16 protein-coding genes and 3 tRNA genes are annotated in these 15,099 nt (G+C 64.0%); 11 read left to right on the forward strand and 8 right to left on the reverse strand.

Features of this window, described 5'->3' with window-relative positions; all coding sequences use genetic code 11:
- The first annotated feature begins 19 nt into the window (after positions 1-19).
- From era to nagZ, 5 genes are all read left to right on the forward strand, one after another.
- Complete coding sequence (gene era, locus BLV45_RS03965; RefSeq protein ID WP_090529222.1) at positions 20-919, forward strand: GTPase Era; 900 nt, start codon at positions 20-22, stop codon at positions 917-919.
- A complete protein-coding gene (recO, locus tag BLV45_RS03970; protein ID WP_090529225.1) occupies positions 906-1,802 on the forward strand; it encodes a DNA repair protein RecO in 897 nt (298 codons plus the stop codon). Before era ends, recO begins: the two co-directional genes overlap by 14 nt.
- Positions 1,799-2,563: a pyridoxine 5'-phosphate synthase gene (pdxJ, locus tag BLV45_RS03975; RefSeq protein ID WP_090529228.1), complete on the forward strand. Its 765-nt coding sequence runs from the start codon at positions 1,799-1,801 to the stop codon at positions 2,561-2,563. The genes recO and pdxJ overlap by 4 nt, the downstream gene beginning before the upstream one ends.
- 31 nt (positions 2,564-2,594) lie before the next feature.
- Positions 2,595-3,005, forward strand: a complete 411-nt coding sequence (gene acpS, locus BLV45_RS03980) for a holo-ACP synthase (RefSeq protein WP_090529233.1) — start codon at positions 2,595-2,597, stop codon at positions 3,003-3,005.
- A gap of 70 nt (positions 3,006-3,075) precedes the next feature.
- Positions 3,076-4,104 carry a beta-N-acetylhexosaminidase gene (gene nagZ, locus BLV45_RS03985; protein ID WP_090529237.1) on the forward strand — a complete coding sequence of 343 codons (1,029 nt, stop codon included), beginning with the start codon at positions 3,076-3,078 and terminating at the stop codon, positions 4,102-4,104.
- Between the two features lie 101 nt (positions 4,105-4,205).
- Here nagZ and BLV45_RS03990 read toward each other — a convergent pair whose 3' ends face one another.
- From BLV45_RS03990 to earP, 4 genes are all read right to left on the reverse strand, one after another.
- The gene (locus BLV45_RS03990) at positions 4,206-5,588 is read right to left on the reverse strand and encodes a sigma-54-dependent transcriptional regulator (RefSeq protein ID WP_090529240.1); all 1,383 of its coding nucleotides are present in this window, start codon (positions 5,586-5,588) and stop codon (positions 4,206-4,208) included.
- A 144-nt stretch (positions 5,589-5,732) separates the two neighbouring features.
- Positions 5,733-5,942, reverse strand: a complete 210-nt coding sequence (locus BLV45_RS03995) for a CsbD family protein (protein WP_090529243.1) — start codon at positions 5,940-5,942, stop codon at positions 5,733-5,735.
- A 268-nt stretch (positions 5,943-6,210) separates the two neighbouring features.
- The gene (efp, locus tag BLV45_RS04000; RefSeq protein ID WP_090529246.1) at positions 6,211-6,768 is read right to left on the reverse strand and encodes an elongation factor P; all 558 of its coding nucleotides are present in this window, start codon (positions 6,766-6,768) and stop codon (positions 6,211-6,213) included.
- A gap of 215 nt (positions 6,769-6,983) precedes the next feature.
- Entirely contained in the window at positions 6,984-8,168 is a 1,185-nt protein-coding gene (earP, locus tag BLV45_RS04005) for an elongation factor P maturation arginine rhamnosyltransferase EarP (RefSeq protein ID WP_090529249.1), read from the reverse strand.
- 110 nt (positions 8,169-8,278) lie between these two features.
- On the opposite strand from earP, the gene uvrC reads away from it, so the two are divergent.
- The 5 genes from uvrC to BLV45_RS04030 all read left to right on the forward strand — a co-directional run bounded on the left by uvrC (position 8,279) and on the right by BLV45_RS04030 (position 11,620).
- The gene (gene uvrC, locus BLV45_RS04010; protein WP_090529251.1) at positions 8,279-10,387 is read left to right on the forward strand and encodes an excinuclease ABC subunit UvrC; all 2,109 of its coding nucleotides are present in this window, start codon (positions 8,279-8,281) and stop codon (positions 10,385-10,387) included.
- A gap of 134 nt (positions 10,388-10,521) precedes the next feature.
- On the forward strand, positions 10,522-11,115 hold the full coding sequence (pgsA, locus tag BLV45_RS04015) for a CDP-diacylglycerol--glycerol-3-phosphate 3-phosphatidyltransferase (RefSeq protein WP_090529253.1): 594 nt from the start codon (positions 10,522-10,524) through the stop codon (positions 11,113-11,115).
- A 104-nt stretch (positions 11,116-11,219) separates the two neighbouring features.
- Positions 11,220-11,295: transfer RNA gene (locus BLV45_RS04020), tRNA-Gly, on the forward strand.
- A gap of 63 nt (positions 11,296-11,358) precedes the next feature.
- Positions 11,359-11,434: transfer RNA gene (locus BLV45_RS04025), tRNA-Gly, on the forward strand.
- Positions 11,435-11,546: 112 nt separating this feature from the next.
- Positions 11,547-11,620, forward strand: a tRNA-Cys gene (locus tag BLV45_RS04030).
- 133 nt (positions 11,621-11,753) lie between these two features.
- On the opposite strand, the gene BLV45_RS04035 is transcribed toward BLV45_RS04030, so the two are convergent.
- The gene (locus BLV45_RS04035) at positions 11,754-12,191 is read right to left on the reverse strand and encodes a PRC-barrel domain-containing protein (RefSeq protein WP_090529256.1); all 438 of its coding nucleotides are present in this window, start codon (positions 12,189-12,191) and stop codon (positions 11,754-11,756) included.
- A 241-nt stretch (positions 12,192-12,432) separates the two neighbouring features.
- Between BLV45_RS04035 and BLV45_RS04040 the strand changes: the two genes are divergently transcribed.
- Positions 12,433-12,912, forward strand: coding sequence for a GNAT family N-acetyltransferase (locus tag BLV45_RS04040; protein WP_090529259.1), 480 nt, complete (start codon positions 12,433-12,435; stop codon positions 12,910-12,912).
- Between the two features lie 67 nt (positions 12,913-12,979).
- Here the strand turns inward: BLV45_RS04040 and BLV45_RS04045 are convergent, their stop codons facing one another.
- The 3 genes from BLV45_RS04045 to BLV45_RS04055 are packed head-to-tail and all read right to left on the reverse strand — an operon-like array spanning position 12,980 to position 14,989.
- The gene (locus tag BLV45_RS04045) at positions 12,980-13,864 is read right to left on the reverse strand and encodes a cytochrome c oxidase assembly protein (RefSeq protein WP_090529261.1); all 885 of its coding nucleotides are present in this window, start codon (positions 13,862-13,864) and stop codon (positions 12,980-12,982) included.
- 9 nt (positions 13,865-13,873) lie between these two features.
- A complete protein-coding gene (locus BLV45_RS04050) occupies positions 13,874-14,335 on the reverse strand; it encodes a copper chaperone PCu(A)C (RefSeq protein ID WP_090529265.1) in 462 nt (153 codons plus the stop codon).
- Positions 14,336-14,347: 12 nt separating this feature from the next.
- Positions 14,348-14,989 carry an SCO family protein gene (locus BLV45_RS04055; RefSeq protein WP_407670940.1) on the reverse strand — a complete coding sequence of 214 codons (642 nt, stop codon included), beginning with the start codon at positions 14,987-14,989 and terminating at the stop codon, positions 14,348-14,350.
- Positions 14,990-15,099: the final 110 nt, after the last annotated feature.

Genomic DNA, 15,099 nt, shown 5'->3' on the forward strand with positions numbered 1-15,099 from the left:
AACCTGCAGTAGCCCGAATATGAACGCTCCCACTCCCCCTGGTTTTCGCTGCGGCATGGTCGCGATCGTCGGCCGCCCGAACGTCGGCAAATCGACGCTGATGAACGCGCTTGTCGGCCAGAAAGTCAGCATCACGTCGCGCAAGGCGCAGACCACGCGCCACCGCATCACCGGCATTCACACGCTCGAAGACGCGCAGTACATCTTCGTCGATACGCCGGGTTTTCAGACGAAGCACAGTGGCGCGCTGAACCGCTCGCTCAATCGCGCGGTCACCTCGACGCTTACCGCGGTCGACGCGATCCTGTTCGTGATCGAAGCCGGCCGTTTCGGCCCGGACGACCAGAAGGTGCTCGACCTGATTCCGCCGTCGGTGCCCACGCTCCTGATCGCGAACAAGCTCGACCGCGTGTCCGACAAGGACAGTCTGTATCCCTTCATGCAGCAGGTGAGCGCGCTGCGCCAGTTCAACGAGATCGTGCCGCTGTCGGCGAAGAACCCCGACGACATCAAGCGCCTGATGGCGACGGTGAAGCCGTTCCTGCCGGAAGGCTCGCCGATCTACGGCGAAGACGACCTGACCGATCGCAGCGAGCGTTTTCTCGCCGCGGAAATCCTGCGCGAAAAAGTGTTCCGCTGGACGGGCGACGAGCTGCCGTACACGAGCACCGTGCTGATCGACAAGTTCGAGACGGAAGGGCGCCTGCGCCGTATTTTCGCGACGATCATGGTCGAGCGCGACACGCACAAGGCGATGATCATCGGCCAGAAGGGCGCGAAGCTGAAGCAGATCAGCACCGAAGCGCGTCTCGACATGGAAAAGCTGTTCGACGGCCCCGTGTACCTCGAAACCTTCATCAAGGTGAAAAGCGGCTGGGCCGACAACGAAGCCGGACTTCGCGCCTATGGGTACGAATGACGCCTGGGTAACGTTGCAACCCGGCGCCGACCCGGACGACGACGGCGAACCGGCCGTGCCGGCGCCGGCGCCTTCCCGGGCCCGCAAATCCTCTTCCGCGAAAAGCGGCGGCGAAGGCGAGGCGCGCAAGGCGCCCGCGCGCCGTCCTGCTTCGCGTGCGTCGGCGTCCGATTACCGGGTCGCCGAACAGCCCGCGTTTGTCCTCCATAGCTATCCGTATCGCGAAACCAGCCTGATCATCGACGTGCTATCGCGCGATCACGGCCGTCTTGCGCTCGTCGCGAAGGGCGCGAAGCGCCCGCATTCGGCGTTGCGCGGCGTCCTGCAGACGTTTCAGCCGCTCGCGCTATCGTGGTCCGGCAAGTCGGAAGTGCGCACGCTGACGGGCGCGGAGTGGGTCGGCGGCATGCTGCCGCTCGCGGGCGATGCGCTCCTGTGCGGCTTCTACGTGAACGAGCTGCTCGTCAAGTTCTGCGCGCGCGAGGATCCGCATCCGCAGTTGTTCCATCACTACGTCGTCACGATGACGCGTCTCGCGCATGACGAGCCGCCCGTGCAGGTGCTGCGTTCGTTCGAGCGCGTGCTGCTGCGGGAAACCGGCTACGCGATGGCGCTCGATCGTACCGTCACGCGCCGCGCGGTCGTGGCGGACGGGCGCTATGTGTTCGATCCGGAGCGCGGCGTGCGTGAGGCGTCCGACGATCTTCCCGCGCAATGGCCGGTGATTGCCGGCCAGACGTTGCTCGACATGGAGCAGGACGATTACCATCGTCCCCAGACAATCTCGCAGAGCAGGACGCTGATGCGTTTCCTGCTCAATACCTACCTTGCCGGCACGCCGCTCGCGACGCGCCAGATCCTGATCGACCTGCAGAACCTATGAGCTTCTTTCTGACGTCTCCTGGCGTGATCGACCTCGGTGTGAACATCGATCACGTCGCCACGCTGCGTAACGCGCGCGGCACGTCCTATCCCGACCCGATCCGCGCGGCGCTTGCCGCCGAGGAAGCGGGCGCCGATGCGATCACGCTGCATCTGCGCGAGGACCGCCGGCATATCGTCGACGTCGACGTGCGCACGCTGCGCCCGCTCCTGAAAACGCGGATGAATCTGGAATGCGCCGTCACGCAGGAAATGCTCGACATCGCGTGCGAAGTGAAACCACATGACGTCTGCCTCGTGCCCGAAAAGCGCGCGGAACTGACGACCGAAGGCGGTCTCGATGTCGCCGGCCAGTTCGAGGCCGTGCGTGCAGCGTGCCGTCAACTGGCGGACGCGGGCTCGCGCGTGTCGCTTTTCATCGATCCGGACGAAACGCAGATCCGTGCGGCGCACGAAGCTGGCGCGCCGGTCGTCGAGCTTCACACGGGCCGTTACGCCGATGCGCACGACGCGGGCGAGCAGCAGCGCGAATACGAGCGCGTCGTGCGCAGCGTGGCGTTCGGCCGCTCGCTCGGCATCAAGGTCAACGCGGGACACGGCCTGCATTACACGAACGTCCAGCAGATCGCGGCGATCGAGGGCATCGTCGAACTGAATATCGGTCACGCGATCGTCGCGCATGCGATCTTCGCAGGCTGGGACAACGCAGTGCGTGAGATGAAGGCGATCATGGTCGCCGCGCGTCTCGGCGCCAGCGCGTGATGCCTTCGATAACCGGCACGGCGACCACGGCATGACGATCTACGGCATTGGCACCGACATCGTTCAGGTAAGCCGCGTGGCGGCGGTCATGGAGCGCACCAACGGCCGTTTCGCCGAAAAAGTGCTCGGCGCGGACGAGTTGCGCATCTATCACGCCCGCCAGGCGCGATCGGCGGCGCGCGGTCTCGCGTTCCTCGCGACGCGTTTCTCCGCGAAAGAAGCGTTTTCGAAAGCGATCGGTCTCGGCATGCGCTGGCCGATGACCTGGCGTGCGCTGCAGACGCTCAACGAGCCGAGCGGCAAGCCGATCATCGTCGCCTCGGGCGAACTGGCCGAGTGGCTCGACGCGCGTGGCATCACGGCGCGCGTGACGATCAGCGACGAGCGTGACTATGCCGTGTCGTTCGTGATCGCCGAAGTCGCCGGTCCTGCTGCTTCCTGAACCTCATCCGAAACCTGAAATCTTCCAGCGCGGCGTCAGGCCGCGCTTCCTACCTGTTGCCACCAATCAGATGAAATACGCTCCTGGACCTGTGATGCTCGATGTGGTCGGCCAACAGCTGACCGCCGATGATGTGCGCCGTCTCGCACACCCGATGACCGGCGGTGTGATCCTGTTCGCGCGGCACTTCAAGAGCCGCGCGCAACTGCATGCGCTCACCGATTCGATCCGCGCAGTGCGCGACGACCTGCTGATCGCCGTCGATCACGAAGGCGGCCGCGTGCAGCGCTTTCGCACCGACGGCTTCACGGTGCTGCCCGCGATGGGCAAGCTCGGCGTGCTGTGGGACAAGGACGTGCTCCACGCGACGAAGGTCACGACGGCAGTCGGGTACGTGCTCGCGTCGGAGTTGCGCGCGTGCGGCATCGACATGAGCTTCACGCCGGTGCTCGACCTGAACTACGGCCAGTCGCAGGTGATCGGCGATCGCGCGTTTCATGGCGATCCACGCGTCGTCACGATGCTCGCGAAAAGCCTGAATCACGGGCTCGCGCTGGCCGGCATGGCGAACTGCGGCAAGCACTTCCCGGGACACGGTTATGCCGAGGCTGACTCGCACGTCGCGATGCCGACCGACGATCGTCCACTCGAAGCGATCCTCGCGGACGATGTCGCGCCTTACGACTGGCTCGGGATGTCGCTGGCGTCGGTGTTGCCGGCACACGTGATCTACACGCAGGTCGACGCAAAGCCGGCCGGCTTTTCGCGCGTGTGGCTGCAGGACATCCTGCGCGGGCGTCTGCGCTTTCAGGGCGCGATTTTCAGCGACGATCTCTCGATGGAAGCCGCGCGTCAGGGCGGCACGTTGACCGAGGCCGCCACGTCTGCGCTGCAGGCGGGCTGCGACATGGTTTTGATCTGCAACCAGCCCGAAGAAGCCGAAAAGGTGCTGGACGCGCTGCGCTTCACGCCGTCGAAGGAATCGCGCCGGCGGCTGAAGGCTATGCATCCGCGCGGCAAGGCGCTCAAGTGGAGCAAGCTGATGGCCGAGCCCGAATACCAGCAGGCGAAGACACTGTTGCGCAACACCTTCCCCTGAGACGACGTTCGCGCGCGACAAGCGCGACAAAAAGCCCGCGCCAGTTCATTCACGGTGAACTGGCGCGGGCTTTTTGTCGTTCACCGCGGCGCGGCCACGGGCTAGTTCAGACGCATCCGCTGCAGCTTGTTGTAAAGCGTCTTCGGACTGATGCCGAGCAGCGACGCCGCTCGATGTCGTGTACCGCCCACGGCATCGAGCGTCGCGCGGATCAGCATTTCCTCGACATCCGCGAGCGGCGTGCCGACGGTCACCTGCACGCGACTGCCGTTGAGTTCGCGTGTGCCGGATGCGCCGGTTTCGTCGACGTGCAATGACTCGAGCACGTCGCCCGATGCGACGTACGCGCGCTTCACGCGATCCTGCAATTCGCGGACGTTGCCCGGCCAGTCATACGCGAGACATTCGCGGATGAAGTTCGGCGCAATCAGCTTTGTCGTCCCGGTGAGGCCGCGGGCATGGGTCTCGTGATTGAGCTGGTCGACGAGCGTCCCGGCGAAGAGTGCCGCATCGTCGCCGCGTTCGCGCAGCGGCGGCAGACTGAGCGCGGCGGCATCCAGGCGTAGCCACAGGTCTTCGTTCAGCGAGCCGTCTGCAACGGCCGCGCGCGGCACCTTGCGGGTCGACGCGATCAGGCGGAAATCGGTCACGAGCTGGTGCGTGCCGCCCACGCGCACGAACGTCTGCGAATCGAGTGCACGCAGCAGCGCTTCCTGCTGTGGCCGCGGCAACTCGGAGATTTCATCGATGAACAGCGTGCCTCCGCTGGCCTGCTCGAAGAGGCCCGGTTCGCGTTGATCCGCGCCGCTGAACGCGCCGCGTTCGTGTCCGAAGAGCTGGCTGTCGAGTGGACGGTCGCCCTCTATCGCGGCGGCCGTCCGGCAGTCGAATACGACGAACGGGCCTTTGCGACGCCGGCTCATCTCGTGCAGCGTGCGCGCGGCCACTTCCTTGCCCGTGCCGGATTCGCCCGAGATCAGCACGGCTGCTTCTGTCGGCGCGGTGTGCTCGATCGTGTCGTAGACATGCTGGATCGCGCTGCTGCGGCCGACCATCGAGCCGAACCGGCCCATCTCACGCAGCGCCGCGCGCAGCGTCTGAACCTCTTCGGTCAGCTCGTAAGGACGGGGAATGCGCGCGAGCAGGCTGCGCAGACGCGGAATGTTGACCGGCTTCAGCAGGTAATCCCAGATGCCGTGCCGCAAGCCCTCGATCGCGCTCTCGACGGTCGCGTTGCCGGTCATGACGATGACGGGCAGGGCGCCGCCGGGCGGTTGCGCGGGCAGATGCTGGAGCAGGTCGAGCCCGCTGCCGTCCGGCAGGTTCAGGTCGACGAGAACGACGTCGGGGATAAAACGCGCAAGCGCGGCTCGGGCTTCGGCGAGCGTCGTGGCGGTGTCGACGGAGAAACCGTCGGCGGCCAGGATGGCGGACAGGCCGGACAGGCTATTGGGATCGTCTTCGACAATCAGGGCGTGTGGCATGGCGGACGCACTTTTCAATGGATCGGAAATCCCTGGCGGCACGCGTCTGGTTCAGACATCTCGCGCGTGTCGGCAGGTGCGATGGCAACGGCCCTGGATCGGGCAAACTTTACTGGCTCTGCGCGTGCCGTGCAGTCGGTGGCGTCAGACGTCACCGCGGTGGGCATCGAAAAAGCGACGCACTTCGCGCGCCGCTTCGTCGCGCGTCTTGCCGTAGCGTTCCTGGATCAGGCCGGTGAGTTTTTCGACACGCCCTTCGGCTTTCGTCAACTCGTCGTCGGTGAGTTCGCCCCAGGCGGTTTTCGCCTTGCCAATCATCTGTTTCCATTTGCCTTCAGCGATGTCGTTGTTCATCTCGCCCCTCCATTTGGAAAAAAGAAAGCCTTGAGGCCTTATTTCTTCCGTAAGCAGAGAGCGTGCCAAAGAGAAATATTCAGATTTATCAACGATTTGCCTGCTTCGGGCAGGTGCCGGTTGTGTAGACGCCGGAAAATTTTCGCGTCGAGCCGGTAAAGTTTGCTTAAACCATACACGGTCGTGCCAAAAAGAAAAAGCGCCCCGAGGGGCGCTTTTCGCGATTCGCCGCTTCGAAAAAAAGCGGCGGGGCAGATCCGGCACTCAATCAGGCGCGGCTGCGGTACTCGTGCGTACGGGTATCGATTTCGATCTTGTCGCCGATGCTGCAGAAAAGCGGCACTTGCAGTTCGAAGCCGGTGTTCAGCTTTGCCGTCTTCAGAACCTTGCCCGACGACGTGTCGCCCTTGACGGCCGGTTCCGTGTACAGAATTTCGCGGACCAGCGTGGTCGGCAGTTCGACCGAGATCGCCTTTTCGTTGTAGAACACGACTTCGCAAGCCATGCCGTCTTCGAGGTAGTGCAGCGCGTCGCCCATCATTTCGGCTTCGACTTCGAACTGGTTGTAGTCGGCGTCCATGAACACGTACATCGGGTCGGCGAAGTACGAGTACGTCACTTCCTTGCGCTCGAGCAGCACGACGTCGAACTTGTCGTCGGCCTTGTAGACCGATTCCATGCCTGCGCCCGTCAGCAGGTTCTTGAACTTCATCTTCACGACGGCGGAGTTGCGGCCCGATTTGTTGTATTCGGCCTTCTGCACGACCATCGCGTCTGCGCCGATCATCACGACGTTACCGGTGCGGAGTTCCTGTGCGATCTTCATAAAACTGTCCTGTACGAAATAAGTAGCTTCAACTTTGTGCTCAACGGCATACGACGCAAACGCGTTCGGTGCCCGGCGCGCTTACCCCGGTGCATGTTCCGGGGTTACCCATTCAGGCGCATGCGAATGGCGCCGATCTGGAAAAGCGCCGGTTTCAGGCCTGGCGCGTCGCCGTAATCGGGCCGCGCTTGAGTCGTTGGCCGTTGGATAACCGCTTATTTTAACTGACTTTTTGCAAATCCGGCCAGATTTCCCGCGAGATCGCCGACGCCCGCAAGTTCGTGTGCCCATCCGGCGGCGCGGGCTGCGAAGGCTGCCCGGTGACGCTGGAATTCCGCCCAGTCCGGCGTGCCCGCGCCGTTCCATGCGTGCCAGAAGCGGGTGAGCGCTTCGCGGGGCGCGTCCGGCAGCGGGCCGGCATAGTGGGCGAGGGCGGCGTCGAGCTTCGACAGATGGGCGTCGTCGGCTTGCGGATAAATGTGCCAGATGAACGGTTTTTCCGCCCATTGCGCGCGCACGAACGAATCTTCGCCGCGCACGAAGTTGACGTCACTCGCCCACAGCAACGCGTCGTAGCCGCGCTGGTCGGTGAAGGCGAGCGCGTGGGCGATGAGGCGCCCACGCCGCGCGTGCGTGCCCGCCATGAACGACGGCAGCCCGAAAAAACGCGCGACCGCGCCCGAAATGCGGCCCTCGGGCACGAGCAGGACGATTTCGCCCGGGTTGTCGCGCCATTGTTCGAGGAGGCTGTCGGCGGCCGGGTTTTCGTAGGTGAAGAGCGAGACGACCGTCGCTTCCGGCGCCGGAGGCGGTGCGCCCGTCGCCTGCTGCCACCATGCGGCGCGCGCGGAGTCTGAAGATTGGAACGCGATGCGGGCCGCGTCGAGCCCGCGTTCTTTCAGGACGCCGCCCGTTCCCGGGCCTAACCCCGGGAAAAAGAACGTCTTCGTGAGCGCATGGCGCGGATGCGGCGATGGGCGCAGATGGAAGTCGGCGACCCAGTCTTCCGCGCTCAGATATTCGAGGTTCAGCCAGACCGGCGCGCGCTCACGCCCGGCCATCGCCGCGACATACTCGGGCGGCAGTTCGCAGCCGAACGCCTCGATGACGACATCCGCGATTTCGAGCGTGTCGCCAGCGTGCGACGGCGCGTGCCAGTACACGATCGCGATGCCTTCGATGGACTGGCGCGCGCGCCCCGCGACGAGCGAAGGGCAAAGCTTCTGGAACGCATGGAGGTCGTCGACGAACACGCGCACCTGCCAGCCGTGTTCCCCTGCGAGTTGCCGCGCAAGGCGCCAGCAGACGCCGATGTCGCCGAAATTATCGATGACCGTGCAGAAGATATCGCACGCGATACCGGCGGGCGGAGGGGGACTGGAGACGAGTGGAGCGGACATGGCGGCCGGCGGACGTTGTTCGGACGCACGCGGAATGTTCTAAACTGGCGATTCTAAAGCACTTGCCCCCGATTCCGCGTGCCTGCGCGCGGCGCCCAGCCTGATCCTGCATGACCGATTCCGACGCATTCGAGCCCAAAAAAATACTGGCCCAACTGCCGCACCTGCCGGGCGTCTACCGCTATTACGACGCGCATGGCGCGGTGCTGTATGTCGGCAAGGCGCGCGACCTCAAGAAGCGCGTGTCGAGTTACTTCACGAAGACGCTGCTGTCGCCGCGCATCGCGATGATGGTGACGCGCATCGCGCGCATCGAGACGACGGTCACGCGTTCGGAAGCGGAAGCGCTGCTGCTCGAAAACAATCTGATCAAGGCGCTTGCCCCGCGCTACAACATCCTGTTTCGCGACGACAAGTCCTATCCGTTCCTGAAGCTGACGGGCCACAAGTTTCCGCGCATGGCGTATTACCGCGGCGCGGTCGACAAGAAAAACCAGTACTTCGGACCGTTCCCGAGTGCGTGGGCGGTGCGCGAGAGCATCCAGATCCTGCAGCGTGTGTTCCAGTTGCGCACCTGCGAGGACTCCGTGTTCAACAACCGGACGCGGCCCTGTCTGCTGCATCAGATCCAGCGCTGCACCGCGCCGTGCGTCAACGCGATCAGCGAGGACGACTACACGCGCGACGTCGCGAACGCGTCGCGCTTCCTGCTCGGCCAGCAGAAAGAAGTGATGCAGGAACTCGAACAGAAGATGCATGCGTTCGCCGTCGATCTGAAGTTCGAACAGGCGGCGGCGGTGCGTAACCAGATGAGCTCGCTCTCGACCGTGCTGCATCAGCAGGCGATCGAAACCGGCAGCGAGAGCGACGTCGATATTCTGGCGGTCGTCGCGCTGGGCGGGCGCGTGTGCGTGAATCTCGCGATGGTGCGCGGCGGGCGCCATCTCGGCGACAAGGCGTATTTCCCGACGCATGTCGAAGCCGCGCTGACGGCTGCCGAAGGCGGCCTCGTCGCGGAAAGCGCCGACGCGGCGTTGACCGCGCCGGCTGTTGCGATCGAAGCCGATGCGCTGGATGTATCGGATGCACTCGTCATGGCGCAGGCACTTCCCGCCGAAACGGATACCGAAGCCGATACAGATACGGACGCAGGCGACACGCCACGCGGCCAGGGCATCGAAGGCGAGGTGCTCGACGCGTTTATCGCGCAGCACTATCTCGGCAACCGGATTCCGCCGGTGCTCGTCGTGAGCCACGCGCCTGCCAATCGCGAGCTGATCGGTCTCCTGAACGAACAGGCGGGCCACAAGGTCACGCTGCTGCGACAACCGCAGGGCCAGAAGCGTGTCTGGCTCGCGATGGCCGTGCAGAATGCGCGGCTCGCGCTTGCGCGGCTGCTTTCGGAGCAGGGCTCGCAACAGGCGCGCACGCGTGCGCTCGCCGACACGCTGGGTCTCGAATGCGAAGACCTCGCGCATCTGCGCATCGAATGCTTCGACATCAGTCACACGATGGGCGAGGCCACGCAGGCGTCGTGCGTCGTGTATCACCATCACAAGATGCAGTCGGGCGAGTACCGGCGCTACAACATCACCGGCATCACGCCCGGTGACGATTACGCCGCGATGCGTCAAGTCCTGACGCGCCGCTACGAGAAGATGGTCGCACAGGCCGCGCAGAACGCCGCCGATGAAGCAGCCACGCTGCAATCTGAAAACGCCACCGGTCCAGCCGTCACGCCCGATGCCGCCGAACCCGTCGCCGCGGGTGGCACGCTGCCGACGATCGTGCTGATCGACGGCGGCAAGGGCCAGGTCGAAATCGCGCGCCAGGTGTTTACGGAACTCGGGCTCGACACCGACATGCTGGTTGGCGTCGCGAAAGGCGAAGGGCGCAAGGTGGGCCTCGAGACGCTGATCTTCGTGGGCGGCCGCCCGCCGCTCGAACTCGGCAAGGAAAGCGCCGCGCTGATGCTCGTCGCGCAGATCCGCGACGAAGCGCACCGGTTCGCGATCACCGGCATGCGCGCGAAACGCGGCAAGACGCGGCAGACGTCGCGGCTCGAGGAACTCGAGGGCGTGGGCGCGAAACGTCGTCAGCGGCTGCTCGCGCGGTTTGGCGGGCTGCGTGGCGTGGTGGCGGCGAGCGTCGACGATCTGGCGAGCGTCGAGGGCATTTCGCAGGCGCTTGCCGAGCAGATTTACCGCCAGTTGCACTGATCCCGCGGCGGATACCCGCGCCGCGAAACCGCGTGGCGACGGACCGAAGCGGGCGCGCCGCGCGCCCCTTTGCTTGTGGCATGTCCGGCGACACGGCACAATTGCATCTCCCTTGTCTGACGTGGCCCCCGCCCATGCCGTTTAATTTTCCGATTTTCCTGACGTGGCTGCGGATCGTCCTGATCCCGCTCGTCGTGGGCGTCTTCTATCTGAACGACTCGATGATGAGCCTCGCGCACCGCAATCTCGCGGCCGCGGTGATCTTCATCCTGGCGGCGCTGACCGACTGGTTCGACGGCTATCTCGCACGTAAATGGAACCAGACGTCGGCGTTCGGCGCGTTTCTCGATCCGGTGGCCGACAAGCTGATGGTGACCGCCGCGCTCCTCGTGCTCGTTCAGCTTGCACGGCTCGACGCGGCGATCGCGCTCGTGATTGTCGGCCGCGAGATCGCGATTTCCGCGCTGCGCGAGTGGATGGCGCAGATCGGTGCGTCGAAAAGCGTCGCGGTGAATTCGCTCGGCAAGTTCAAGACCGCGTGCCAGATGGTCGCCATCCCGATGCTGCTGTTGTGGGAGCCGGTGCCGCTTGTCGCGGGGTTTTCTATCGATACGCGTATATGGGGCTGCTGGCTGATCTATCTCGCCGCCGTGCTGACCATCTGGTCGATGCTGTACTACATGAAGCTTGCATGGCCGCAGATTCGTGAGCGAGGCGGGATCGTTTAATTCGCGTGCAATCTCCCGTTGGAAAGGGGTTGACACGTTTCAGCGCCTTGTACATAATCTCGTCTCTCCGGTGCAAGCGGTTCTGCAGCGGAAGGCAGCAAAATGCGGGAGTAGCTCAGTTGGTAGAGCGCAACCTTGCCAAGGTTGAGGTCGCGAGTTCGAGCCTCGTCTCCCGCTCCAGATTTTGAAGCAGCGTTTTGCAGTAATGAAAGTGGCAACGCGTTGCTGGCAGTGAAGTACAACGCGGGAGTAGCTCAGTTGGTAGAGCGCAACCTTGCCAAGGTTGAGGTCGCGAGTTCGAGCCTCGTCTCCCGCTCCATACACAAGGGGAAGCAGTGCTTCCCTTTTTGTTTGGAAGGCCGGTTGGCCATCGCACAAATCTGCGAATCGTCAAAATGCAGCGCGTTTTCACGGTTCGGCAGTCCGCTTACGGCGCGATAGCAAAGCGGTTATGCAGCGGCCTGCAAAGCCGTTTAGGCCGGTTCGACTCCGGCTCGCGCCTCCAGCAGTGAAAAAGAAAAGCCCCGAAAAATCGGGGCTTTTCTTTTTTCCGCGCGCTCTTCCTTCCTTCGACGCGGATCAATCCAAAGCAGTACGACGCGAAGTGTCATGCTGGCTTCGCACGCGCATTCGAAACATCAGTGATGTTCCTTGTATTCAGTCCGCGGTTCAGGCGTGGCGCGCACCTTCGCATACTGGAACGCCGGCAACGCCTTGATCGCGGCTTTCGTCGCGCCGTGCAGCGTCAGCTTGCCGTCGACGAAATCGAGTTGTTCGATCGGAATCGCCACATCGTGATGCGACACGCCAAGGAACTGCTGGGCGGCGATGATCGCGAACGAAACCGACGCATCCGGTGCGACGATGATGTCGTGAATCACGCCGACGCGCTGTCCTTCTTCGTTATAGACCGGTTTGTTCAAGATCGACTTGCGCACGCTCCAGCCCTGCAGAATGGCCTGCGAGACCTCCACGCTGATGCCGAGCGGCTGCGTGCCGGCCACCTGCGCCTGCGCTTGCGTGACTGCGAATCCGAGCGACGACACGATCAATGCGGCGATGAGTTTCGATTTCATGTTGTTCCTTGTTGAGGGAATCGGGCGATCAGGGACCGTTCAGGTCTTCGACGATTCTGCCGTGTTTTTTTATTTACTGCAGTTTGCCTGCAAGTTGACGCGCTGACGCGCCTCGCAACAGGCCAGCGATCGGCGGACAACGGGACACCCGCAAAGGCGACGCCACATTAGCCTTCAGGCGCGCGGCGCGGCATAATTCGGCTTTGATGTGCGCGCAAGCGCCTCCTCGAAGCAGATTGATATGGATCAGCCTTTGCCGCAACCGATGATCGAATGGCGCTGGAAAGCCTTCGATGACCTGACCCCCGCCGAGGTCTACGACATGCTGGCCGCGCGTAGCGCGGTCTTCGTCGTCGAGCAGAATTGCCTGTATGGGGACATCGACGGCCTCGACACCGGGGCCTGGCATCTCCTTGCGTACGGTCCGGGCGCGCCGCGCGCGAAGCTCGCCGGTTACCTCCGCGTGCTCCTGCCGGACGAAAGCGAAACCGATATCCGTATCGGCCGCGTGCTGACCACCGCGGATTTTCGCGGCCAGGGGCTGGGCACGAAAATGCTCGAACGCGCGCTCGAACATATCGCCACGCAATGGCCGACCACGCCGATCCGTCTGCATGCGCAGGCGCATCTGCAGCCGTTTTACGGCGCGTTCGGCTTCGAGGCGATTTCAGACGTCCACGAAGAGGACGGCATCCCGCACATCTGGATGCGCTCCGCCTGAGCAAAATGCGATTCGTCTGGGCAGGACGCGCTCAACCTGAGCCAGGCGCGTCGCGAATCGCGCCGTCTCAGGGCTGGCCGGCGGCCGATGGGCGCGAATTCGCCGCGCCCGCTACCTTTGCCGGCGCCGCACGCCCGTCGCGCAGCCGCGCGCGGCCTGAGAGCCGCATCCAGTGACGCAGGGCGATGAGCGCGCCGATCACGCTCATCATCGAACCGGGAATCCAGATAAGCAGGCCGCCGATCTGCTGGTCGCGCATCGGGCTGAGCCACGTGAACGCGCGTCCGCAGATCGAATACACCGGATACAGTTCGTGTGACGAGAAGAAGATGAACGCGCCCAGCAGGATTTGCGGCGGAATCGCCGCGATCACGACAAGCACGCGCCGGCCGGGTGCAAGCCGCGCCGGCGGCGCCGGGCGCGAATCGAGAACGAGCCACCAGAACAGCAGGCCGTCGATCACCATGCTCCAGTTCATCACGCGATAAAGCCGCCAGTCGAGCATCGCGACGAAATGCACGGACGAGAGCAGCCAGAAATAGATCAGCCCGACGAACAGCACGACCGCGACGACCGGATGCATGACCACGGCGAGCGTCGCGCGCATGGCACGCGTCTGCAGGACGGGCCGCACGAACCGTTGGCGCCACGAAAACGGAATGCCCGCGCGGATCGCCGCGCCCGGATACGACAGCGCGATGAAGAACGGCCCGAGATGATGCAGCACGAGATGCTGCGCGCGATGCATGAAAAATTCATGCTCGAAGAAATAGTCGAGCCGCGTATGCAGCGCGACGTACAGCGCGATCAGCCCGAACCAGAACGACAGCTGTCGCGCGATCGACACCTTCGCCTTGCTCACGCCGCGGGCAAACAGCACGGCCGTCACGACAACCGCGACGACGACCGTCGGCGAAAACTCCCAGGGTTCGAGCCAGACAAGCAGGTTCATCGCGCGGCGTTACTTCGTCTGCGAGGGCGACTTGACGGCGAACGGCGTGTTCAGCGTCTCGCCGTCGGAGAACGTCAGCTTCAGATGCACCGTGTCGCCCGGCGCGATCTTGTGCTTCGGCTCTTCGAGCATCACGTGATAGCCGCCGGGTGCGATCTTCGCCTCGCCGTGCGCCGGTACGGTGAGCTTGTCCACCATCACCATCTTTTGCGTCGAGCCGTTCGAGACGGTCTGGTGCAGCATCGCGCTGCCATAGTCGTCGCTCGAAACATCGACGAGATCGATGGGCTTGTCGCTTGCATTCACGAGCGTCACGTAACCGCCGGCGGGCAGGTTGTTCGGCAGCCAGCGAACCCACGCGTTCTGCGTGGTAATGGCTTGTGCGCCGGCCGCGTGGGCAGTGGCGGCGAGAAGCGTGGTGGCCGCGAAGATCGCAGCCAGCGTGGTCGAAATGGAGGTCTTGGTCGTCATGGTTGGCCTGGGTCAGGAACGAGTGTCAATGATACGGCGCAGATCGTGCGCAATGGCGTCGGGCGAATCGTGATCGGTGGCAAGCAGGCGCGCGTGGCCCGCCTTGTCGAACACGTAGACAGCGGAACTGTGCGTGACTTCGTAATTGCCCTTCGGGTCGCGCTTTTCCATCTGGTACGCGACGCGATAGCGCTTTGCAAGCCCCTCGATTTCGGCGTCGCTGCCAGTCAGTCCGTAGGCGTGCTTCGCGTCGAACGCGCCGACGTAATCGTGCAGCGCCTGTGCCGAGTCGCGGGCGGGGTCGACGGTCACGAACAGGATGCGCACCTGCTGCGCGTCCGGGCCGAGCCGGTCGATCACCTGCATCAGCCGGCCCATCGTTTCGGGACAGACATCCGGACAGTGCGTATAACCAAAATAGACGAGCGCCACGCGGCCCTTGAAGGTGTCGCCGGTGACGGGCTTGCCGTCGTCCCCGGTCAGGGAGAATTGCAGATCGGGCAGGTGACCGGTCACGTTCGTCAATTGCCACGGCGTGCTGTCGTGCGAGCAGCCCGTGAGCGTACCGGCGGCTAGCGTGGCGAACGCGGCGGCAAGCAGCAGAAGCCAGCCACGCGACGCGATACGCTTCGCGCGCGGTTGGCTTGCGGCCACGCGCGACGGGTCATGCGGACGCTGTGTCTGGCGGCTGGATGGGACGGATGGGAACAAATGGGATCTCGATGGCTCGATCAGGCAATACAGAGGGAAGGTGTACTGTTGCA

It is taken from the genome of Paraburkholderia sartisoli, assembly GCF_900107685.1.
In the GTDB taxonomy this organism is placed as follows: Bacteria; Pseudomonadota; Gammaproteobacteria; order Burkholderiales; family Burkholderiaceae; genus Paraburkholderia; species Paraburkholderia sartisoli.

What these genes read in the sequence shown, in the direction of transcription:
- nagZ (WP_090529237.1), top strand. Translation starts at nt 3,076, where the DNA reads ATGAAATACGCTCCTGGACCTGTGATGCTCGATGTGGTCGGCCAACAG.
- acpS (WP_090529233.1), top strand. Translation starts at nt 2,595, where the DNA reads ATGACGATCTACGGCATTGGCACCGACATCGTTCAGGTAAGCCGCGTG.
- pgsA (WP_090529253.1), top strand. Translation starts at nt 10,522, where the DNA reads ATGCCGTTTAATTTTCCGATTTTCCTGACGTGGCTGCGGATCGTCCTG.
- BLV45_RS03990 (WP_090529240.1), bottom strand. Translation starts at nt 5,588, where the DNA reads ATGCCACACGCCCTGATTGTCGAAGACGATCCCAATAGCCTGTCCGGC.
- era (WP_090529222.1), top strand. Translation starts at nt 20, where the DNA reads ATGAACGCTCCCACTCCCCCTGGTTTTCGCTGCGGCATGGTCGCGATC.
- BLV45_RS04035 (WP_090529256.1), bottom strand. Translation starts at nt 12,191, where the DNA reads ATGAAATCGAAACTCATCGCCGCATTGATCGTGTCGTCGCTCGGATTC.
- BLV45_RS04050 (WP_090529265.1), bottom strand. Translation starts at nt 14,335, where the DNA reads ATGACGACCAAGACCTCCATTTCGACCACGCTGGCTGCGATCTTCGCG.
- BLV45_RS04045 (WP_090529261.1), bottom strand. Translation starts at nt 13,864, where the DNA reads ATGAACCTGCTTGTCTGGCTCGAACCCTGGGAGTTTTCGCCGACGGTC.
- earP (WP_090529249.1), bottom strand. Translation starts at nt 8,168, where the DNA reads ATGTCCGCTCCACTCGTCTCCAGTCCCCCTCCGCCCGCCGGTATCGCG.
- efp (WP_090529246.1), bottom strand. Translation starts at nt 6,768, where the DNA reads ATGAAGATCGCACAGGAACTCCGCACCGGTAACGTCGTGATGATCGGC.
- BLV45_RS03995 (WP_090529243.1), bottom strand. Translation starts at nt 5,942, where the DNA reads ATGAACAACGACATCGCTGAAGGCAAATGGAAACAGATGATTGGCAAG.
- pdxJ (WP_090529228.1), top strand. Translation starts at nt 1,799, where the DNA reads ATGAGCTTCTTTCTGACGTCTCCTGGCGTGATCGACCTCGGTGTGAAC.
- uvrC (WP_090529251.1), top strand. Translation starts at nt 8,279, where the DNA reads ATGACCGATTCCGACGCATTCGAGCCCAAAAAAATACTGGCCCAACTG.
- BLV45_RS04040 (WP_090529259.1), top strand. Translation starts at nt 12,433, where the DNA reads ATGGATCAGCCTTTGCCGCAACCGATGATCGAATGGCGCTGGAAAGCC.
- recO (WP_090529225.1), top strand. Translation starts at nt 906, where the DNA reads ATGGGTACGAATGACGCCTGGGTAACGTTGCAACCCGGCGCCGACCCG.